Source organism: Pseudomonas sp. GM41(2012) (assembly GCF_000282315.2).
Taxonomy (GTDB): domain Bacteria; phylum Pseudomonadota; class Gammaproteobacteria; order Pseudomonadales; family Pseudomonadaceae; genus Aquipseudomonas.
In genome coordinates this window covers 1,887,263-1,906,379 of the sequence record NZ_AKJN02000006.1, presented here as the reverse complement: position 1 = coordinate 1,906,379, position 19,117 = coordinate 1,887,263, and the positions used below count along the sequence as shown (strand labels likewise).

General features: G+C 59.3%; 19 protein-coding genes. 6 read left to right on the top strand and 13 right to left on the bottom strand.

The window, feature by feature from the left end; genetic code table 11:
* Positions 1 to 9 precede the first annotated feature (9 nt).
* Entirely contained in the window at positions 10 to 225 is a 216-nt protein-coding gene (locus PMI27_RS17275; protein WP_008146193.1) for a DUF1127 domain-containing protein, read from the top strand.
* Between the two features lie 64 nt (positions 226 to 289).
* Positions 290 to 1,519 (top strand): winged helix-turn-helix domain-containing protein, encoded by a 1,230-nt coding sequence (locus tag PMI27_RS17280; protein ID WP_008146190.1) that lies wholly within the window; start codon positions 290 to 292, stop codon positions 1,517 to 1,519.
* 96 nt (positions 1,520 to 1,615) lie between these two features.
* On the opposite strand, the gene PMI27_RS17285 is transcribed toward PMI27_RS17280, so the two are convergent.
* The gene (locus PMI27_RS17285; RefSeq protein ID WP_008031425.1) at positions 1,616 to 2,962 is read right to left on the bottom strand and encodes a class II 3-deoxy-7-phosphoheptulonate synthase; all 1,347 of its coding nucleotides are present in this window, start codon (positions 2,960 to 2,962) and stop codon (positions 1,616 to 1,618) included.
* 149 nt (positions 2,963 to 3,111) lie between these two features.
* Between PMI27_RS17285 and PMI27_RS17290 the strand changes: the two genes are divergently transcribed.
* Entirely contained in the window at positions 3,112 to 3,867 is a 756-nt protein-coding gene (locus PMI27_RS17290) for a spermidine synthase (RefSeq protein ID WP_008146187.1), read from the top strand.
* A 111-nt stretch (positions 3,868 to 3,978) separates the two neighbouring features.
* On the opposite strand, the gene PMI27_RS17295 is transcribed toward PMI27_RS17290, so the two are convergent.
* Complete coding sequence (locus PMI27_RS17295) at positions 3,979 to 4,770, bottom strand: crotonase/enoyl-CoA hydratase family protein (RefSeq protein ID WP_008146185.1); 792 nt, start codon at positions 4,768 to 4,770, stop codon at positions 3,979 to 3,981.
* 421 nt (positions 4,771 to 5,191) lie between these two features.
* On the opposite strand from PMI27_RS17295, the gene PMI27_RS17300 reads away from it, so the two are divergent.
* Positions 5,192 to 6,865: a DEAD/DEAH box helicase gene (locus tag PMI27_RS17300; protein ID WP_008146183.1), complete on the top strand. Its 1,674-nt coding sequence runs from the start codon at positions 5,192 to 5,194 to the stop codon at positions 6,863 to 6,865.
* Positions 6,866 to 6,946: 81 nt separating this feature from the next.
* Here the strand turns inward: PMI27_RS17300 and PMI27_RS17305 are convergent, their stop codons facing one another.
* From PMI27_RS17305 to minC, 8 genes are all read right to left on the bottom strand, one after another.
* On the bottom strand, positions 6,947 to 9,100 hold the full coding sequence (locus tag PMI27_RS17305) for a mechanosensitive ion channel family protein (RefSeq protein WP_033053185.1): 2,154 nt from the start codon (positions 9,098 to 9,100) through the stop codon (positions 6,947 to 6,949).
* 78 nt (positions 9,101 to 9,178) lie between these two features.
* Positions 9,179 to 9,355: a hypothetical protein gene (locus tag PMI27_RS31885; protein ID WP_008146179.1), complete on the bottom strand. Its 177-nt coding sequence runs from the start codon at positions 9,353 to 9,355 to the stop codon at positions 9,179 to 9,181.
* Positions 9,356 to 9,496: 141 nt separating this feature from the next.
* Complete coding sequence (locus PMI27_RS17310) at positions 9,497 to 10,786, bottom strand: M18 family aminopeptidase (RefSeq protein ID WP_008146178.1); 1,290 nt, start codon at positions 10,784 to 10,786, stop codon at positions 9,497 to 9,499.
* Positions 10,787 to 10,892: 106 nt separating this feature from the next.
* On the bottom strand, positions 10,893 to 11,768 hold the full coding sequence (locus tag PMI27_RS17315; protein ID WP_443200783.1) for a hypothetical protein: 876 nt from the start codon (positions 11,766 to 11,768) through the stop codon (positions 10,893 to 10,895).
* Positions 11,769 to 11,883: 115 nt separating this feature from the next.
* Positions 11,884 to 12,519: an RluA family pseudouridine synthase gene (locus PMI27_RS17320; protein WP_008146175.1), complete on the bottom strand. Its 636-nt coding sequence runs from the start codon at positions 12,517 to 12,519 to the stop codon at positions 11,884 to 11,886.
* Positions 12,520 to 12,696: 177 nt separating this feature from the next.
* Entirely contained in the window at positions 12,697 to 12,951 is a 255-nt protein-coding gene (minE, locus tag PMI27_RS17325) for a cell division topological specificity factor MinE (RefSeq protein WP_007898843.1), read from the bottom strand.
* Entirely contained in the window at positions 12,951 to 13,763 is an 813-nt protein-coding gene (gene minD, locus PMI27_RS17330) for a septum site-determining protein MinD (protein ID WP_008146172.1), read from the bottom strand. The genes minE and minD overlap by 1 nt, the downstream gene beginning before the upstream one ends.
* Positions 13,764 to 13,964: 201 nt before the next feature.
* Positions 13,965 to 14,702 carry a septum site-determining protein MinC gene (gene minC, locus PMI27_RS17335; RefSeq protein WP_033053358.1) on the bottom strand — a complete coding sequence of 246 codons (738 nt, stop codon included), beginning with the start codon at positions 14,700 to 14,702 and terminating at the stop codon, positions 13,965 to 13,967.
* A gap of 118 nt (positions 14,703 to 14,820) precedes the next feature.
* Between minC and PMI27_RS17340 the strand changes: the two genes are divergently transcribed.
* Positions 14,821 to 15,753, top strand: coding sequence for a lipid A biosynthesis lauroyl acyltransferase (locus PMI27_RS17340; RefSeq protein WP_008146168.1), 933 nt, complete (start codon positions 14,821 to 14,823; stop codon positions 15,751 to 15,753).
* Between the two features lie 34 nt (positions 15,754 to 15,787).
* Positions 15,788 to 16,960, top strand: a complete 1,173-nt coding sequence (locus tag PMI27_RS17345) for a patatin-like phospholipase family protein (RefSeq protein ID WP_008146164.1) — start codon at positions 15,788 to 15,790, stop codon at positions 16,958 to 16,960.
* A 131-nt stretch (positions 16,961 to 17,091) separates the two neighbouring features.
* Here the strand turns inward: PMI27_RS17345 and PMI27_RS17350 are convergent, their stop codons facing one another.
* Genes PMI27_RS17350 through PMI27_RS17355 form a run of 3 tightly spaced genes read right to left on the bottom strand, consistent with a single transcriptional unit; the run spans position 17,092 to position 19,037 of the window.
* On the bottom strand, positions 17,092 to 17,877 hold the full coding sequence (locus PMI27_RS17350; protein ID WP_008146161.1) for an outer membrane protein OmpK: 786 nt from the start codon (positions 17,875 to 17,877) through the stop codon (positions 17,092 to 17,094).
* Positions 17,874 to 18,251 (bottom strand): hypothetical protein, encoded by a 378-nt coding sequence (locus PMI27_RS31315; RefSeq protein WP_150113526.1) that lies wholly within the window; start codon positions 18,249 to 18,251, stop codon positions 17,874 to 17,876. Before PMI27_RS31315 ends, PMI27_RS17350 begins: the two co-directional genes overlap by 4 nt.
* Positions 18,252 to 19,037, bottom strand: coding sequence for an outer membrane protein OmpK (locus PMI27_RS17355; RefSeq protein WP_008146160.1), 786 nt, complete (start codon positions 19,035 to 19,037; stop codon positions 18,252 to 18,254).
* Positions 19,038 to 19,117: the final 80 nt, after the last annotated feature.

The following is a 19,117-nucleotide window of genomic DNA, read 5'->3' as shown; positions in this document are numbered from 1 at the left end:
GGCAACAAGATGAAAGGTCAAAAAGGTTATGTCGACGTAGAAAAACACTCGGTGCACCTGATCTCTGATTTGCTGCACAAATTCAATCGCTGGTACGAACTGCACCGTGAACGTGAAATGTTGGCGGGCATGAGTGATGAAGCGTTGAAGGACATCGGGCTCAGTCGTGCGGATGTCGAGCACGAAACCATCCGCCCATTCTGGGATGACCCGATGCACAAATGAGTCATACACAACTACACAAACCGTCTTCCGGTGAGGTAGGTTGCGAGCAGACAAGGAGATGCTCATGCGCGCAACACTGTCCTTTTCCATCAAACAGGCTCGGCGTCTGGCGCTGGCCGCCCAAGGGTTCAACGGGCGCCAGCCGCCAGCGGCGATCAAACCGGTCCAGCTCAATCGCCTGATCGAGCGGCTGGGCATTCTGCAGATCGATTCGGTCAATGCATTGGTGCGTTCGCACTACCTTCCCTTGTTTTCCCGCCTCGGCAATTACTCATCCGACTTGCTCGACCAGGCTGCCTGGAGTTCGGGCCGGCGGCGCACGCTCTTCGAGTACTGGGGGCATGAAGCCTCGTTGCTGCCCTTGTCGATGTACCCGTTGATGCGCTGGCGCATGCTGCGCGCGACCTGTGGCGAAGATATCTATCAGCAACTGGCACGTTTCGGTCGGGAGCGGCAGGACACGATTCGCCGGGTGCTGGCCTCGGTTCAGGAGCTGGGCGCGCTGGGTGCCGGCAGCCTGTCGACCCGTCAGGAACGGGCAGGGCCCTGGTGGGACTGGAGCGCGGAAAAGCATGCGCTGGAATGGTTGTTTGCCGCCGGTGAAGTGACCGTGGCCGGGCGGCGCGGGTTCGAGCGGCTTTATGATCTGCCGGAGCGGGTGATTCCTTCGGCGATTCTTGCGCAGCCGCTGCTGAGTGAGGCCGAGGCCCAGCGCGGCCTGTTGCTGCATGCCGCGACAGCGTTGGGCGTGGGAACAGAAAAAGACTTGCGGGATTACTTTCGCCTGAGTCCCGGTGATGCCCGTCCGCGCTTGGCGGAACTGGTGGAGGCGGGTGAATTGCTGGTTTGTGAAGTCCAGGGCTGGCGGCAACCGGCCTATTGTCTGCCTGAGCCGACAGTGCCGCGCAAGGTCGAAGCCAGCGCCTTGCTTTCACCCTTCGACTCGCTGATCTGGGAGCGCAGTCGCACCGAGCGCCTGTTTGATTTTCGCTATCGGTTGGAGATTTATACGCCGCAGGACAAGCGGGTCTACGGCTACTATGTTTTGCCGTTTTTGCACAATGAACGGATTGCCGCTCGGGTGGATCTACGCGCCGAGCGGGCGCAGGGCCGGCTGGCGGTGCACGCTGTGCATGAGGAAGAGCCGGGGCTGGATGACGAGGGGATGCTGGCGTTGGCGGTCAATCTGCGGCGAATGGCGGATTGGCTGGGGCTTGAGCGGGTTCAGTTGAACTGCCCGCGGGCGAGTGCGGCGCGGTTGAGGGTGGCATTGGCACAGTTCAGTGGTGATTGAGCTGACGCCATCGCGAGCAAGCTTTGCTCCTACAGGTTCTATGAGCGACAAAGATCCTGTAGGAGCAAGGCTCGCCCGCGAAGGGCTTAACGCGATTTAACGGCGGACTTGCTTCAGGGTTTCAGCAATCAAAAACGCCAACTCCAGCGACTGATCCGCATTCATCCGCGGGTCGCAATGGGTGTGATACCGATCCGACAACCCGTCTTCGGTAATCGGCCGCGCTCCACCAATGCACTCAGTGACATTCTGTCCGGTCATCTCGATGTGGATGCCGCCGGCATACGTGCCTTCGGCTTCGTGAACCTGGAAGAACTGCTTCACCTCACCAAGAATCTGCGCAAAGTCGCGGGTCTTGTAGCCGCTGCTGGCCTTGATGGTGTTGCCGTGCATCGGGTCGGAACTCCACAGCACTTGCTTGCCTTCGCGCTGCACGGCACGGATCAGTTGCGGCAGGTGATCGCCGACCTTGTTCGCACCCATCCGCGCAATCAGGTTCAGACGGCCCGGATCGTTGTCCGGGTTGAGCACATCGATCAGGCGAATCAGGTCTTCGGGGTTCATGCTCGGGCCGACTTTGACCCCGATTGGATTGTTCACACCACGCAGGAACTCGACGTGGGCGCCGTCGAGCTGACGGGTGCGGTCGCCGATCCACAGCATGTGCGCCGAGCAATCGTAGTAGTCGTTGGTCAGGCTGTCGCGACGCACGAAGGCTTCTTCATAGTTCAGCAGCAGTGCTTCGTGGGCGGTGAAGAAACTGGTTTCGCGCAGTTGTGGCGAGCTGTCCATGCCGCAGGCGCGCATGAACGCCAGGGTTTCATCGATGCGATCAGCCAGGTGGCTGTACTTCTCGGCCAGCGCCGAGTTGGCGATGAAGTCCAGGTTCCACTTGTGCACCTGATGCAGGTCGGCAAAACCGCCCTGGGCGAAGGCGCGCAACAGGTTCAGGGTCGCGGTGGACTGGTGGTAGGACTGGAGCAAGCGCTCCGGGTCCGGCACGCGGCTTTTTTCGTCGAAGCCGATGCCGTTGACGATGTCGCCACGGTAGGCCGGCAGGGTGACGCCGTCGATGGTTTCATCGTTGGCCGAACGCGGTTTGGCGAACTGCCCGGCCATGCGCCCGACCTTGACCACCGGGCAACCGGCGGCGAAGGTCATGACGATCGCCATTTGCAGCAGGACTTTAAAGGTGTCGCGGATTTTCGCGGCGGAGAACTCGGCGAAGCTTTCGGCGCAGTCGCCGCCCTGCAGCAGAAACGCGCGGCCCTGGGTCACTTCGGCAAACTGACGGCGCAACTCCCGGGCTTCACCGGCAAACACCAGCGGCGGATAACTGGCCAGCGTTTGCTCGACGTGCAGCAAATGCGCCGCGTCGGGGTAATGGGGTTGTTGCTGGATCGGCAGGGCGCGCCAGCTGTCAGGGCTCCAGGGTTGGCTCATCACGGTCTCTAGTGTTTTACGCTCGGACTGTCATGTTATCAGCAATTAGTGCGTGACCTGTTCCCGTCGCTTCGCGGACAATCGCGCTTTTGCCGCTTCAACCCTGCGGTTTATTGCGTTGCCGGGCCCGGTAACGATCAGGAGACGAAATGACTGAGGAGCGCGTCGAGCATCTGCTCGCCGAGGTACAGGATGAGTTCGGCGTGATTCGCGTGCTGGAAGTGGCCGATTACCGTTTTCTCGAGTTCGGTGATGCCATCGAACAGAGCTGCGTGTTCACGGCTGACCCGAGCTGGCTCGAATACGATTACACCCGGGCCATGCTGATTGGCGCGTTGTGCCACGAGCAGCCGGAAAGCGCGCTGTTCCTCGGCCTCGGTGCCGGCACCTTGACCCAGGCTTGCCTCAAGTTCTTGCCGCTGGAAGACGTCGAAGCCATCGAGCTGCGCCCCGACGTGCCGCGCCTGGCCATTGAATACCTTGGGCTGGATGACGATCCGCGGCTGTATATCCGGGTGGGCGATGCGCTGGAACTGCTCGATACCGCTGAGCCGGCGGATCTGATTTTTGTCGACCTTTATACCGATGTCGGGCCGGGTGTCGGGCATCTGGCGTGGAGTTTCCTGGAAAACTGTCAGAAACGCCTGAACCCGGGTGGTTGGTTGGTGATCAATCAGTGGGCCACCGACGATGGCAAGCCGTTGGGCGCCGCATTGTTTCGCGGGCTCTATCACCGGCATTACTGGGAACTGCCGGTGAAGGAGGGCAATGTGATTCTGCTCGTGCCTTCGGAGCTGGATCAGGAACTGGACATGGACGGCTTGATCGCCCGCGCCGAAGGGCTGGCGCCGAGGTTGGGGTATTCGTTGCAGTCGTTGATCAAGGCAATCCGCCCGGCGACCTAAGTCGGCGTCTGTGAGGGCCTCATCGCGGGCAAGCCCGCTCCCACATTTGAAATGCATTCCCCTATGGGAGCGGGCTTGCTCGCGAAGAGGTCCTTACAGCCAATACATCCCTCAAACCCCTTTGAACACGCCGGGTCGCTTCTCGATCATCGACCGCACGCCTTCCTTGGCATCCTCACTGGTCAGCAACTTCTTCACCATCGGCGGCAATGCCTGAGCCGCCGCTGTTTCCCCTTCATAACGCGCCTGCCTCGCAGACATCAACGTCGCCTGAACCCCAAGCGGCGCCTGCCGGGCAATCCGCTCAGCCAACTCCATCGCCCGTGGCAGCAGGTCCTCGCTGGCCATGACTTCCTGCACCAACCCCAGGTGCAACGCCTCATGGGCATCGAACTCATCGCCGGTCAGCAGCCAGCGCATGGCATTGCCCCAGCCAGCGACCTGATGCAGGCGCAACGTGGCACCGCCGAACGGGAAGAGCCCGCGTTGCACTTCTTTCTGGGCGAAGCGGGTATTGCTGGCGCACAGGTTGATATCGGCGGCCAGCATCAATTCGATACCGATGGTCAGGCAGTAGCCTTGCGCGGCGACAATCACCGGTTTGCTCACCCTGGGGCCGGCGAACACCCCCCACGGATCGCAGCCGCCGGGCGGTGCCTGCCAGCCGTCAGCCAGGGCCGCGCTGGCGCTGACCAGGTCGAGCCCTGCGGTGAAATGCTCACCATGGCCGAACACCACCGCCACCCGCGCTTCGCTGTCGGCCTCGAACTCGCCATAGGCCAGGCTCAGTTCATTGAGCAGGTCGAGATCGAAGGCGTTGCGTTTGGCCACCCGATCCAGGCCGATCATCAGGACATGACCGTGCCGTTCACGGCTCACACGACTGGAGCAGGGCTGATTCATGGTGCATTTCCTCGGGCGGGAAGGATGTGTCAGACGGCAGGTCTGCGTCACAAGGGTGAACCGTTTTAGCGCGATCGTCAGCAGGGCTGGGCCTTTGAAAAATAGACTGTTGCCCGATTGTCTGCAAAGCGTGTGACAGAACGCTGTACGCGGCAGTTTTCCGACAAATAAAGCTCCCTTTTTGAGCGAATTCCGGTATAGTGCGCGCCGGCCTTTAACCGGGCCGCGTTTAGGTAGCGCAATTCCCCGAAGTCAGCTTCGGCTGCACGTCCGCACAGCGGACTCTCCCTTGACGAATCTTTTTCATTCATTCGTTTTCGCAAATCCCCGCCGACAAAGCAGCCAGGGCGACTCTTGAGTCTTACACGGCATGCGCAGCTTTGGAGCATGGGTCTTTGCGGATGCACTTAGAGGCAGACCCATGACCCAGGAAACCGGCGGCTTCGCCGCTTTTAATCTTAATCCGAATATTCTTGCAGCCGTCATCGCGACTGGCTACGAAGAACCTTCGGCTATTCAGCAGCAATCGATCCCGATCATCATGGCCGGTCACGACATGATTGGTCAGGCGCAAACCGGTACGGGTAAAACCGCTGCGTTCGCCCTGCCGATCCTGCATCGCATCGATCCTGCTAAGCGCGAGCCGCAAGCCCTGATCCTGGCGCCAACCCGTGAGTTGGCGCTGCAAGTAGCAACCGCTTTCGAAACCTACGCCAAGCAAATGCCGGGCGTTACCGTTGTGGCCGTTTACGGCGGCGCCCCTATGGGTCCACAACTGAAAGCAATCCGTAATGGCGCACAGATCGTTGTCGCCACTCCGGGTCGTCTGTGCGACCACCTGCGTCGCGACGAAAAAGTTCTGTCGACCGTGAACCACCTGGTTCTCGACGAAGCGGACGAAATGCTCAAACTGGGTTTCATGGACGACCTCGAAGTTATCTTCAAGGCCTTGCCTCCAACCCGTCAGACCGTATTGTTCTCGGCTACCTTGCCGCAGTCGATCCGTGCCATTGCCGAGCGCCATCTGCGCGATCCGCAACACGTGAAGATCCAGACCAAGACTCAGACCGTTACCGCGATCGAACAGGCTCACCTGTTGGTTCACGCTGACCAGAAGACCTCGGCTGTATTGAGCCTGCTGGAAGTTGAAGACTTCGATGCCCTGATCATGTTCGTGCGCACCAAGCAAGCGACCCTGGACCTGGCCAGTGCCCTGGAAGCCAAAGGCTACAAAGCCGCTGCGCTGAACGGTGACATTGCTCAGAACCAACGTGAGCGCGTGATCGAATCCCTCAAGGATGGCCGTCTGGACATCGTTGTGGCGACCGACGTTGCTGCTCGTGGTCTGGACGTTCCGCGCATCACTCACGTGTTCAACGTTGACATGCCGTACGATCCAGAGTCCTACGTTCACCGTATCGGCCGTACTGGCCGTGCCGGTCGCGAAGGTCGTGCACTGCTGCTGGTGACTCCACGTGAGCGCCGCATGCTGCAAGTGATCGAGCGTGTAACCGGTCAGAAAGTTGCCGAAGTTCGCCTGCCGGACGCTCAGGCTGTTCTCGATGCCCGCATCAAGAAACTGACCAACAGCCTGTCGCCGCTGGTGGCTGATGCCGAATCGACCCACGGTGATCTGCTGGATCGCCTGACCGCCGACATCGGTTGCACCCCACGTGCACTGGCCGCTGCTCTGCTGCGCAAGGCAACCAATGCTCAGGCGTTGACCCTGGCAGCCATCGAGAAAGAACGTCCACTGGTGCCGAACAACGCACCGCGTGGCGATCGTCCAGAGCGTACCGGTGATCGTCCGGACCGTGGTGATCGTGAGCGTCGTGCTCCGGTTCCATTGGCCGAAGGTCGTGCTCGTTGCCGTACCGCGCTGGGTGCGCGTGATGGTATCGCTGCCAAGAACCTGCTGGGCGCTATCCTCAATGAGGGTGGTCTGGCTCGCGAAGCAATCGGTCGCATCCAGGTGCGTGACAGCTTCAGCCTCGTTGAGCTGCCGGAAGATGGTCTGGAGCGTCTGCTGACCAAGCTGAAGGACACTCGCGTTGCTGGTAAGCAGTTGAAGCTGCGTCGCTATCGCGAAGATTGATCCGCTCTCGGGCTGATTGATCGAACATAAAAAATCCCCGACTGGTTCGGGGATTTTTTTTGCCTGCCAGTTGCTACAGGGTTATTCCACTACTGAGCCGCCACCTGCCGTGATCACCTGCACGCTCATGCGTGGCGTCGCCAGGTCGAGTCCGGCTTCGTCCAGGTGTCGCTTGAGTGACAGGTTGAACGCTCGGGACACTTCCCATTGCTTGATCGGCGCGGTCTTGAACCGGGCGCGAAGAATCGCGTTGCCTGACTCGAAACTCTCGACACCCTGAATCTCCAGTGGCGACCAGATGTTGCGCCGTTGCAGTGGGTCGGTGCGCATCTTCTGGCCGACGTCGCGCATCAGTTTGATCGCGTTGTCGATGTCCATGTTGGAAGGTATCGCCACCCGGAAAATCGCGTAGCCGAATTCCCGGGAGTAGTTCTTGATGCTTTTGATTTCGCTGAACGGAATGGTGTGGACGATGCCGTCAATGTCCCGCAGGCGCACGGTACGAATGGTCAGCCCTTCGACGGTGCCCAGGTGGCCGCCAACATCCACGTAGTCGTCGATGGCCAGCGAGTCTTCGATGATGATGAACAGCCCGGTGATCAGGTCCGCCACCAGCGACTGTGCGCCGAAACCGATGGCCAGACCGATCACGCCGGCACCGGCCAGCAATGGCGTGACGTTCATGCCCATGTTTGCCAGGGCGACGATCAGCGCAATGATGAAAATCGCGACGAACAAGACGTTGCGTATCAACGGCATCATCGTCTGCGCGCGGGCATTCGCCAGGCCTTTGCGAGAGCGGGTGAGGGCGTGGTGCACGGCAGTGTCGCTGAGAATCCAGATCAGCCAGGCAAAAATCAGCGTGCCGCCGAGGCTGAACAGTTTGACGCTGACTTCATGGCCTTCGCCTTCGGTGAAGCGGATCAGCGACATGCCCCAGACCCGCAGGCCGAGTTCGATGAACGCCAGCCACACCACCAAGTGGGCGAGTGTGTAGAAGAAGCTTTTCAGGCGATCCGAATACAGTGCGTGACGCTTCACGCTGCGCTGTGGTTTGAGTGAATGGCGGCGCACCAGGCCGTTGATGACCATGCACAACACCAGCAGCACGGTGCAGATCAGCGACTGACGCAGCGCGGTGCTGGTATCGCCGGCCGAGACGAACGTGGCGAACAGCGAAATACCCACCAGCACCAGCGCCGGCATGTACCAGAAGGTCCCGAGAATCTCGATCGTGTCGCTGAGGGCGCGGCGGGTCAGGCGTCGGGACAGTGGTTGGTTGCGGATCAAGTGGGCGATGGGGCGACGGAACCGCAGGATGAACAGCCCCGTGGACAACGCCGCCAGTACGTTGGCGACCGTCGCGGCGGTGTGCGCCAGATGATTGCCAAGGCTTTCGACCAGTCGCGGATCGCTCAGGGCTTCACCGAAGGCGGCGAAACTGCCGATCAGCCACAGCGGCCGAAAGGCTTGGTGCCGCAGGATGTACAAGGCGCGGTGACGGTGTGGGCCGTCGAGCAGCGAAAAGGCGATCACGCAGATTGCCGAGAAACAGGTGCCGACCACCAGCGCATAAGCCAGCACCATGGCCAGGCTTTTGCCCAATGACGAAGGCAGGGCGTAGCTCATGTAGACCGTCATGACCAACGCAATCAGCCACGGCCCGAGTTTGCGCAGGGCGAAGCGCAACATGTCCAGGGCCTTGGGGTGCTGCGGCAGTTCTTCGGTCAGGCCGAAGCGCATCCGCACCCGGTGGCTGACCCAGATCAACGCCGCGGCCAGCAAGCTCCAGAGCATCAGGATCATGGCAAAGGCAAAGATGATCGGCAGCCATTCATTGGCCGGCAGCACCAGCGCTGTCAGTTCATCCTCAGCCAGTTTGAATTCTTCGGACCAGCGAGTGAGAGGGCTGTCCGCTCCGGAAAACTGTTTTTCGAAACTGGCCAGGGTGCCACCGATCAGTCCCAGGACGCCTACTTCGGTGATCGGCTGGGCCTTTTTGGTGACATCGCGCAGCTTCTTCAAATCTGCCAGCAGTTTGGTGCGTTGCTGATCGTTCTCCAGCGACTTGATCACTTCGTCCAGGGATTGTCCCAAGGGCTCTTGCGCCTCTGGCTGTTTTGCCGAGCTGTTGAGCAGGCTGGGCAAGCCGACCGCCTGGGCGGGTGCCATCGGCAGCAGCGTCATGAGGCAGACAAGGAATAAACACGGCAGGGCAAAAAGACGAGCGAACACTAGGCGGTCAACCTCGGGATGAGCGGATCGACCGAGTGTACGAGCCCGTCAAAATCAATGCGAGCCAGGGGCGAGGATTTATTCGTTGAGTTTGGCGAGGATCTTGAAAACCACGGTGGCGAGGATCATCAGCATGCCGATCCACATCGCGAAAACGCCGACGTTCTTGTCGCGAAAATTGAAACCGATTGCCAGCATGATCATTCCGGCAAGAATCGGAATCAGCATGGCGTGAAACGAAGACAACGAGATCATGAGCGACTGCCTTGTCGAAGGGGGGTAGTTAAAGTCTAGGTGGCTTTTGAGCGATCAGTGGCAAACACCTGTAGGAGCATGGCTTGCCAGCGATGGCGTCCTTAAGATCGCCATCGCTGGCAAGCCATGCTCCTACACGGATTACGGCAGTTCGCGGCAGGCGTAAAACGCGCTCAGCACTTTGACCAGGTGCGCCAGGTCATGGCTGCCGCACAGTTCGCGGATCGAGTGCATGGCAAAGGTTGGCAGGCCGATGTCGACGGTGCGCACGCCCAGGTGGCTGGCGGTGATCGGGCCGATGGTCGAGCCGCAACCCATGTCGCTGCGCACCACGAAGCTCTGTACCGGCACTTCTTCGGCCATGCACAGGTGGCGGAAGAACCCGGCAGTTTCGCTGTTGGTGGCGTAGCGCTGGTTGCTGTTGACCTTGATCACCGGGCCGGCGTTGAGTTTCGGGCCGTGATTGGCATCGTGCTTGTCGGCGTAGTTGGGGTGCACGCCGTGGGCGTTGTCAGCCGAGACCAGCAGGGATTTCTGAATGGTGCGCACGAATTCATCGCCTTCAGGCAGCAGGCGACGCAGCGTCTGCTCCAGCATCGGGCCGTCGGCGCCGCAGGCCGAGCAGGAACCGACTTCTTCGTGATCGTTGCAGACCAGTACGCAGGTTTCGTCGGTTTCGGTAGTCAGCAAGGCTTGCAGGCCGGCGTAGCACGACAGCAGGTTGTCCAGGCGCGCCCCGGCAATGAAGTCGCCATGCAGGCCGATGACCGCAGCGTTTTGGGTGTCGTAGAAACTCAGCTCATAGTCGAGCACCACGTCGGCGTTCAAGCCATGTTCGCGGGCGAGTTGATCGGTGAGCACGGCGCGGAAGTCCACGCGCTCATCACCGGCAAATTGCGCGAGGATCGGCGGCAGTTCGGTCTGGGCGTTGATCGCCCAGCCCATGTTGGCTTCACGGTTCAGGTGAATGGCCAGGTTCGGGATGATGGCGATTGGCGCCTTGAAGTCGACCAGCTGGCTCTCGACCTTGCCGTCACGACGGAAGGTCACGCGGCCGGCCAGGGACAGGTCACGGTCGAACCATGGTGCCAGCAGTGCGCCGCCATAGACTTCGACGCCCAGTTGCCAGAAGCCCTGGCGCTGCAGTTCCGGCTGGGGTTTGACCCGCAGGCACGGGCTGTCGGTGTGCGCGCCAACCAGGCGAATGCCGCCGTGCAGGGGCGAATGACGGCCCATCTTGAACGCGACGATCGACGAGTCGTTACGGGTGACGTAGTAACGACCGTTGGCTTCGGTGGCCCATGGCTCGCGCTCGTCAAGGCGTTGATAGCCCGCCGCTTCCAGGCGCTGAACAAGGCTGGCGGTGGCATGGAATGGGGTAGGGGAGGCCTTGAGGAAATCGATCAGGCCTTGGTTCAACTCTTCGCGCATAAGTAGCTCCAGACAGCAATGGCGCAAGTTTAACGTATTGGCTCACGGCATTGCAGAGACAATGCCGTTCGACGTACGTCAGCTGCCGATTGGCGAAGAGGACGAGTCAGCCGGTGATCAGGTTGCCATTGAGGAACACTTCGCGGCGTTGCTTGCGGCCCACATATTTATGTTTGCTCGCGAGGTACACCTCGTTGAATTTTTCCTTCGATATCCCCGGGATCTGTCGAATGTACTCGTCCACCAGTCGGTCATAGGCCGCTTCGGTGATGAGCTTGTAGATGTCCCGGCGATAGAAGTAGCCCAGTTGAAAACCCAGGGTTTCGCTTTGATGGTTTGTCTGGCCGGCAAAGCAGTTTTCAAAGTCGATGGCTTTGAGCGAAGTCTGTGGTGTTTGCGGGATCATGATGTTGCCAGCCCAGAAATCCATGTGCGTGATGTTTTTGCGCGACAAGGAGCTCAGCAATTCGAAGGCGTCGAGAACGAATGTTTCGACGCTGTCCGGGTTGCGTCTAAGCCATTGCACGCCGTCGATATGATCGTCGAGCAGGCGCGTGATAATGAAAAATTCCCGGGTCAGCCCCAGTCGGTCCTTGGTGTAACCGAACCCTTGCAGCGGCGGCATTTGTACGCCACGGCGCTGCGCTTCGAGCGTATTGATCAATTCTTCCAGCGGCCAGTCGAATCGACCATTGCGCTGTGGTTTGCCAAAGGTCACGCGCACTTTTGCCTTCAGGGTATTCAGTGGCTGGACCTTGGCAAACAGCGGCGTATCGCCGGAGGCAAGCGGCGCACTTGCACGGGTGAGCTTGTGGGCGCGTCGTTTGTGTATGAGCTGTTCAAGCGCCTGTTGTGCTTCGGCTGAAGGTTGCTCGAGAAGGTGTAGCGTGGTGTTGAACAGGCAGAAGGTGAACGGGTAGTCGTCTTTGAGTGTCTTGTTGCTCAGCACGAGGACTTCCTGCCTGATATCAAGTACCGGCATTTTACGTTTCATTACAAATTCATGACAATATTTTCACGTCATTTCCATGGCGATTTGTAACAAGAGATAAAAAAACACCCTTCAATGGAAGGGTGTTTTTTAGTTCGGCGATTGCTTAAAAAGGAGCAGGACACTCGAAGCGCAAGCGTTCGCCGCTTTGCGGGTGAGTGAAGCTCAGCATGCTCGCGTGCAAACAGAGTCGTGGCCAGGCCGCCAGTGCTTGCTCGTGGGCATACAGCCCGTCACCCAGCAGTGGGTGGCCGATGGAAAGCATGTGCACGCGCAACTGATGGGAGCGGCCGGTGATCGGTGTTAATTCGACACGACACCAGTCGCCGCAACGCTCCAATACCCGCCAGAAGGTCAGGGCATGTTTGCCGAATTCATGGTCCACCACATGGCGTGGCTTGGTCGGCGGGTCGTAGCGCAAGGGCAGATCGATGCTGCCACTGTCCAGTTCCGGTTGTCCCCAGCACAGGGCGGTGTAGGCCTTTTCGGTTTCGCGGTCGTGAAATTGCCGAGACAGCTCGCGATGCGTGTCCGGATCACGGGCCAACAGAATAATGCCGGAGGTTTCCCAGTCCAGACGATGGACGATTCGCGCTTCCGGGTAGCCGTTTTCTTGCAGGCGGGTAATCAGGCAATCCTTGTTGTCATCAGCCCGGCCAGGGACAGAGAGCAGCAGGGTCGGTTTGTTCACCACCAGTACGGCGGCGTCCTGATGGATGATGCGGATGTTGGACAGCGGCATTAAAACAGCCTCGTAACAAACGCCAACGGCGGCTCAGGCCCCCACACTCTGTAGGAGCCGAGCTTGCTCGCGATAGCATCACCTCGGTTTATCAGGTAGACCGAGTTGTCTGCATCGCGAGCAAGCTCGGCTCCTACAGAGCGCAAGCCTGAGCCGCCGTGGCTCCTGTCTGATCGACTAGCGATCTGGCAGGGTGATATTGAGTTCCAGAATCGAGCAGCTGCCCTGGTTTTCCAGAGCGACGTGCACGTCATCGGACCCGATATTGACGTACTTGCGGATGACCTCGACCAATTCCTTCTGCAAGGCTGGCAGGTAGTCCGGTGTACTGCGCTGGCCGCGTTCGTGCGCCACGATGATCTGCAGACGCTCTTTCGCTACCGACGCGGTGCTGACCTTTTTGCTGGCACGAAAGAAGTCAAAAAGATTCATTATCTACCTCCAAACAGGCGCTCGAAGAATCCCTTCTTCGTTACATCGAGAAAACGATGCTCCACGTTTTTGCCCAGCAGACGATCAACCGCGTCGCTGTATGCCTGACCGGCATCGCTCTGGTCGTCGAGAATGACTGGCACGCCCGAGTTGGAGGCTTTGAGTACGGCTTGGGATTCCGGAATGACACCCAGCAGGGCGACCGCCAGAATCTCTTTGACGTCTTCGACGCCGAGCATCTCGCCGTCACTGACCCGTTGCGGGTTGTAGCGGGTCAGCAGCAGGTGTTCCTTGATCGCCTCTTCGCCCTTTTCAGCGCGACGGGACTTGCTGGCCAGCAGGCCGAGCATGCGGTCCGAGTCACGAACCGAGGACACTTCCGGGTTGGTCACGATAATCGCTTCGTCTGCGAAATACATGGCCAGGTGGGCGCCTTTTTCGATGCCGGCCGGAGAGTCGCAGACCACGTATTCGAAGTCTTCTTTCAGCGCCATCAACACTTTTTCCACGCCTTCGACGGTCAGCGCGTCTTTGTCGCGGGTCTGACTGGCGGCCAGTACGTAGAGGTTTTCCAGGCGTTTGTCTTTGATCAGGGCTTGTTGCAGGTTGGCTTCGCCGTTTACCACGTTGACGAAGTCATACACCACACGGCGCTCGCAACCCATGATCAGGTCGAGATTACGCAAACCGACGTCGAAGTCGACGATAACTGTTTTGTGACCGCGCAGTGCGAGGCCGGTACCGATAGCAGCACTGGTGGTGGTCTTACCCACACCACCCTTGCCGGATGTAACCACGAGAATCTTGGCCAAGGTGTTTCACCCCTAAGGAAAAAGGACATTTAGCCCCTGAAAAACATCTCTAGAAAAACTACTGCAGTCGGACAGCCTTGGCTGGAATTCGGTCCAGAACGGCGCTTACCTCGGGTAAACACTGCTTATGGCCTTTTTCCTACTTCGTTTGAGCCGTTTTCGCTACGTTTTAGAGATGTTTGGAAAATGCGGCAGTATCCGTTAAAGCCGAATGATGTTCAACACATCGCCCGACAGGCTGACCTGTACGCCCGCGCCCCACAAAGGGTCGCGACGCAGATCCTCCGAAACCTTGTAGTGGCCTGCGATGGAAACCAGTTCAGCGCTCATTTGCTGACAGAAAATCCTGGCTTTCGTGTCGCCTTTGACGCCGGCCAACACTCGACCACGCATCGGGCCGTATACATGGATGTTCCCATCGGCGAGAAGTTCCGCCCCCGGGCTGACCGACGAGATCACCACCAGATCGCAGCCCTGGGCATAAATCTGCTGCCCACCGCGTACGGGCGAGGTGATGATCTTCGTTGGCTTGATAGTCGGCTCCGGCGGTTTTTCCGGTTTTTTCTGGACTTGGCCTTCGAGCGGGTCCAACGGACGCTCACGGGCGCCGGACGGTGGCAGCACCGGCAGGTCGACCGCGATGGCCGCGGCAATGTCTTCGATACGGCTGGCACGGATCGCCAGGGTGCGCAGGCCATGCTGGCGGCAGACGCGCATCAGGCCCGGCAGATCGACCGCGCCTTCGCCGGCCGGGAGTTTGTCCAGGGCCAGCACCAGTGGCGCGTTACTGAAGAAGTTAGGCGCTTGGGCGACCTTGGCGGCCAGCTGACGATCGAGGTTCTCGAGGTCGTTACGAGCCAGTTCCAGCACCGTAATGGCGAGCATGCTGCCCTTCAGCTGGAACACGGGATCTTGGTCTAGCGGTTCGGTTTGGCTCATGGTCGGCATACAACGACTTGTCACTAAAAGTGCCGAGACTTATAACGAGAACGCCCGCGAGCCGCAAGCCGGGTCGAACGATGTAGAATGCGCGGCCATTGTCTTTCCGGAACCTTTAATGGAACGCCCGCGTTTTCGAACAGCATTTCTATCTCCACGTTTCTGGCCGCTGTGGTGTGGCTTGGGGCTGTTGTGGCTGATTGTCCAGCTGCCGTATCCGGCGTTGCTGTCGATCGGTCGCGCCCTGGGTGCATTGATGTATCGAGTAGCGGGCGACAGACGGCGCATTGCCAAGCGCAATCTGGAACTGTGTTTCCCTGAAAAAACCGCTGCTGAGCGCAAGCGCCTGCTCAAGGAAAACTTCGGCTCAACGGGCATCGCGTTTTTCGAAATGGCCATGAGTTGGTGGTGGTCGCGCGAGCGTCTGGCGAAGCTGGCCCATGTCGAAGGGTTGGAGCATCTGAAAAAAGCCCAGCGCGACGGCAAAGGCGTGATCCTGATGGCCGTTCATTTCACCACGCTGGAAATCGGCGCGGCGTTGCTCGGCCAGCAGCACACCATTGATGGCATGTACCGCGAACACAAAAATCCGCTGTTCGACTACGTCCAGCGCCTGGGGCGCGAGCGGCATAACGTCGATTCGCTGGCGGTGGAGCGTGACGACGTGCGCGGGATGCTCAAATTGCTGCGCGCAGGCCGGGCAATCTGGTACGCACCGGATCAGGACTATGGCGCCAAGCAAAGTATCTTCGTGCCGCTGTTCGGGATTCAGGCTGCTACCGTCACCGCCACCAGCAAGTTTGCGCGGTTGGGCAAGGCGCTGGTGGTGCCGTTCACTCAGGAGCGTCTGGCGGACGGCAGCGGTTATCGACTGGTGATTCATGCACCGCTCGAGGGTTTCCCCGGCGAAACCGAAGAGGCCGATTGCCTGCGGATCAACCAATGGGTCGAAGGCGTCTTGCGCGAATGTCCGGAGCAATACCTTTGGGCTCATCGCCGCTTCAAGAGCCGTCCACCGGGCGAGCCAAAGCTGTACGCAAAACGCGGTTGAACCACCGTCCTTATAAGCACCATGGAGTGTTGCGATGAGTCCTGCTGAACCGGTTACAGGGTTGATTCTTTCCGGCGGCGGGGCTCGGGCGGCTTATCAGGTGGGTGTGCTGGCGGCGATTGCCGAGCTGTTACCGGTCGGCGCGAGCAATCCGTTTCCGGTGATCGTCGGCACCTCGGCTGGCGCAATCAACGCGGTCAGCCTCGCCAGTGGGGCGATGGATTTCCGGGGTGCGATTCAACGTCTGACAGCCTTCTGGCAGGGCTTTCGCAGTCATCTGGTGCTGCGCAGCGACTGGCCGGGCGTGATCCACCAGGCCAGCCGTTTTGTCAGCCACAGTTTGCTCGGGATTGGCGCTCAGGTGCCGGTGGCCTTGCTCAACAGTTCGCCACTGCGCAGATTGCTCGACGATAAACTGCAGATGAGCGGGATTGCCGAGGCGATTGCACAGAAGCAGTTGCAGGCGGTTGCAGTGACCGCGTTCGGCTATGAGTCCGGTCAGGCGGTGACCTTTTATCAGGGCGGCGGCACCATCAATGCCTGGTTGCGCCATCGGCGAATCGGCGTCCCCACTCAATTGACGGTCGATCACTTGCTGGCCAGTTCAGCCATTCCGCTGTTATTTGCGCCAGTGAAAATCGGTGAAGAGTATTTCGGCGACGGCGCGGTACGTCAGTCGGCACCGATCAGCCCGGCGCTGCACCTGGGCGCCAGCCGAGTGCTGGTAGTGGGCGTCAGCGGCAACCCCCGCGGCGTCGACCCGGAACAACCGCTGCAACGCGCCTACACCGGCCAGCAGCCAAGCCTGGCGCAGATCGGTGGGCACATGCTCAACAGCACGTTCATTGACAGCCTGGAAAGTGACATCGAGTTGCTGCAGCGGCTCAATCAGTTCAGTCATCTGCTGCCCGATGGCACGCCGACGCGCGCGCTGGGTGTGGCGCCGGTGGAGGTGCTGGTTATTTCGCCGAGTCAGCCGATCGATGAAATTGCGGCGCGGCATCGACAGGAGTTGCCGGCGGCGCTGCGTCTGTTTCTGCGCGGGCCGGGGGCGACCAAGACGAGCGGGGCGGGGGTGCTGAGTTATCTGCTGTTCGAGGCGGGGTATTGCAGCGAATTGATTGATTTGGGGCGGCGGGATGCGTTGGCCAAGCGCGGGGAGTTGTGCCGGTTTCTCGGGATAGCCGAGGCAGCGGTCACTGCTTGAGATTTGCGGTGCGGCCATCGCGGGCAAGCCCGGCTCCTACAGGTTTTGTGTCGTTCACATAATTGGTGAACGACACAAAACCTGTAGGAGCCGGGCTTGCCCGCGATGGCGTCCTTACAGACGCCGCCGGATCAGAAGTGCACCTTGACCAGGAAGCTGGTCACGCTCTGATCAGTCTTGAAACCCTGGCTGTCTTCGATGCCGTACTTGTTTTTCCAGTAGTCATACTCGACACCCACGTACAACTGCTTCTCGCCCAGGTTCAGCGCCTTGCCCAAGTCGTATTTGACCTGTGGATTGAAGTGCAGGTTGGCGTGGTATTCGCCTTTTTTGTTGACGTCGTTGTCGACCACCCAGTCCATGAAACCATCGACCAGGATGTTCGAATCGCCCACCGGGATGGTGTAGGACCAGACCGGCGTGACCTGCCAGATATTGTCACCTGGACGGTCGCCTTCGGTATGACGGTTGTAGAAGTTCAGCTGGAAGTAGTCGAAGCCCGGGATGGCCAGGTCGAAACCGGGACCGATCAGGTACGACTCGGTATCGTCTTCACCGAACTCGTACGTCATGGCCAGCAACACGTCTTTGATCGGGCCGAACTCGAGTTTCTTATCGAAGATTTTGCCGAACGACAGGCGCGGGCTGATTTCACCGTAGTAGGTGTTCTCACCGGCGAAGTAATCTTCCTTGCCGTTGTAGAAGATCTTGTCGACGAACATGAAGTTGTCGCCGTATTTCCAGCCATCGGCGTGTTCGAAGGTCACCGTCTGCTGAATGCGCGGGTTGACCTGGAAGTCCTTGCCATACAGGTAGGTCAGGCTGTTGTTCTGCCATTGCAGCAAGTCGCCGGCCATGGCCTGGCCCCCGGCCAGCAAAGATCCCGCCAGCATCAGGCTAGTGCACGTACGTTTCATTCGGTTGCTCCCAAAAAGTAGGTGTTCCACGTTATTTTTCTAAGGTCGGCGCTCTGGTGTGGCGCCTTTTTCTGTAGCTGTAAAAAATCATCCATTCGGTCAGCTTCAGTGCTGTTAGCAAGAGCTGAGCCAAGGCTTTTGAAAAGCCAAAAATCTCCCGCTCGGCTGCTCAAGAGCAGTCGATTGAGAGAGGTTTTGGAGTGCCTTGGTACCGTCCAGCGCCGGGATAAGTTGGCTTTCTGGTCAGGAATTAAATCCGGGCTTTTTTTTAGACCAGATTCGGGCGGCCGCGGAGAATACTGACTCCTTGGCCAGGTCTCAAGTGCCCCGCAACAGCGCACCGACGACAGGTTTGGAGCACGGTTGCGGATCATCTAGAAATGCACCTTCACCAGCAGGCTGGTGGTGTTTTCATTGGTGTCGAAGTGGGTGCTGTTTTCGATGCCGTACTTGTCTTTCCAGTAGCTGTATTCGACGCCGACGTACACCTGCTTCTCCCGCCAGCCCATGGCCTTGCCCAGGTCATATTTGATCTGCGGGTTGAAGTGCAGGTTGGCGTGGTAGGTGCCCTGTGAGTTCTGGTCGTTATCCACGACCCAGTCGATGTAGCCGTCGATCAACAGGTTCGAGTTGCCCAATGGCAGGGTGTAGGACCAGGCCGGCGTGATCTGCCAGACATCGTCGCCGGGACGCGAGCCTTCGGTCTGGCGATAGTAGAAGTTCAAGGTGAAAAAATTGAAGCCCGGTACTGCGAGGTCGAAACCGGGGCCGATCAGATAGGCCTCGGTGTCGTCTTCGCCATTCTCGTATGTCATGGCCAGCAACACGTCCTTGATCGGGCCGAATTCGAAACGACGGTCGAGGATTTTGCCGAAAGACAGGCGCGGACTGAACTCGCCGTAATAGGCGTGAACGCCTTTGTTCCGGTCTTTCTCGCCGTTGTAGTAAGTGCTGTCGACGAACAGGAAGTTGTCGCCGTACTTCCAGCGGTCGGCGTGCTCAAAGGTTATCGTCTGCTGGATCGACGGGTTGACCGCGAAATCCTTGCCATACAGATAGCTCAGGCTGTTGGTCTGCCACAGCAGTAAATCGCCGGCCATGGCCTGACTGGCGGCCAATAGACCACCGCCTAACAGCAGGTTTGTCTGTGTGCGAATCATCTGTTGCTCCCTCTTGTTTTTATTGTTCGTGGCGAGGGGATTTATCCCCGTTCGGCTGCGAAGCAGTCGTAAAACAGGCG

What these genes read in the sequence shown, in the direction of transcription:
- minE (WP_007898843.1), bottom strand. Translation starts at nt 12,951, where the DNA reads ATGAATCTTTTTGACTTCTTTCGTGCCAGCAAAAAGGTCAGCACCGCG.
- PMI27_RS17345 (WP_008146164.1), top strand. Translation starts at nt 15,788, where the DNA reads ATGAGTCCTGCTGAACCGGTTACAGGGTTGATTCTTTCCGGCGGCGGG.
- PMI27_RS17320 (WP_008146175.1), bottom strand. Translation starts at nt 12,519, where the DNA reads ATGCCGCTGTCCAACATCCGCATCATCCATCAGGACGCCGCCGTACTG.
- PMI27_RS17350 (WP_008146161.1), bottom strand. Translation starts at nt 17,877, where the DNA reads ATGAAACGTACGTGCACTAGCCTGATGCTGGCGGGATCTTTGCTGGCC.
- PMI27_RS17285 (WP_008031425.1), bottom strand. Translation starts at nt 2,962, where the DNA reads ATGAGCCAACCCTGGAGCCCTGACAGCTGGCGCGCCCTGCCGATCCAG.
- PMI27_RS17295 (WP_008146185.1), bottom strand. Translation starts at nt 4,770, where the DNA reads ATGAATCAGCCCTGCTCCAGTCGTGTGAGCCGTGAACGGCACGGTCAT.
- PMI27_RS17315 (WP_443200783.1), bottom strand. Translation starts at nt 11,768, where the DNA reads ATGCCGGTACTTGATATCAGGCAGGAAGTCCTCGTGCTGAGCAACAAG.
- PMI27_RS31315 (WP_150113526.1), bottom strand. Translation starts at nt 18,251, where the DNA reads ATGATCCGCAACCGTGCTCCAAACCTGTCGTCGGTGCGCTGTTGCGGG.
- PMI27_RS17290 (WP_008146187.1), top strand. Translation starts at nt 3,112, where the DNA reads ATGACTGAGGAGCGCGTCGAGCATCTGCTCGCCGAGGTACAGGATGAG.
- PMI27_RS17300 (WP_008146183.1), top strand. Translation starts at nt 5,192, where the DNA reads ATGACCCAGGAAACCGGCGGCTTCGCCGCTTTTAATCTTAATCCGAAT.
- minC (WP_033053358.1), bottom strand. Translation starts at nt 14,702, where the DNA reads ATGAGCCAAACCGAACCGCTAGACCAAGATCCCGTGTTCCAGCTGAAG.
- PMI27_RS17355 (WP_008146160.1), bottom strand. Translation starts at nt 19,037, where the DNA reads ATGATTCGCACACAGACAAACCTGCTGTTAGGCGGTGGTCTATTGGCC.
- PMI27_RS17280 (WP_008146190.1), top strand. Translation starts at nt 290, where the DNA reads ATGCGCGCAACACTGTCCTTTTCCATCAAACAGGCTCGGCGTCTGGCG.
- PMI27_RS17275 (WP_008146193.1), top strand. Translation starts at nt 10, where the DNA reads ATGAAAGGTCAAAAAGGTTATGTCGACGTAGAAAAACACTCGGTGCAC.
- PMI27_RS17310 (WP_008146178.1), bottom strand. Translation starts at nt 10,786, where the DNA reads ATGCGCGAAGAGTTGAACCAAGGCCTGATCGATTTCCTCAAGGCCTCC.
- PMI27_RS31885 (WP_008146179.1), bottom strand. Translation starts at nt 9,355, where the DNA reads ATGATCTCGTTGTCTTCGTTTCACGCCATGCTGATTCCGATTCTTGCC.
- PMI27_RS17340 (WP_008146168.1), top strand. Translation starts at nt 14,821, where the DNA reads ATGGAACGCCCGCGTTTTCGAACAGCATTTCTATCTCCACGTTTCTGG.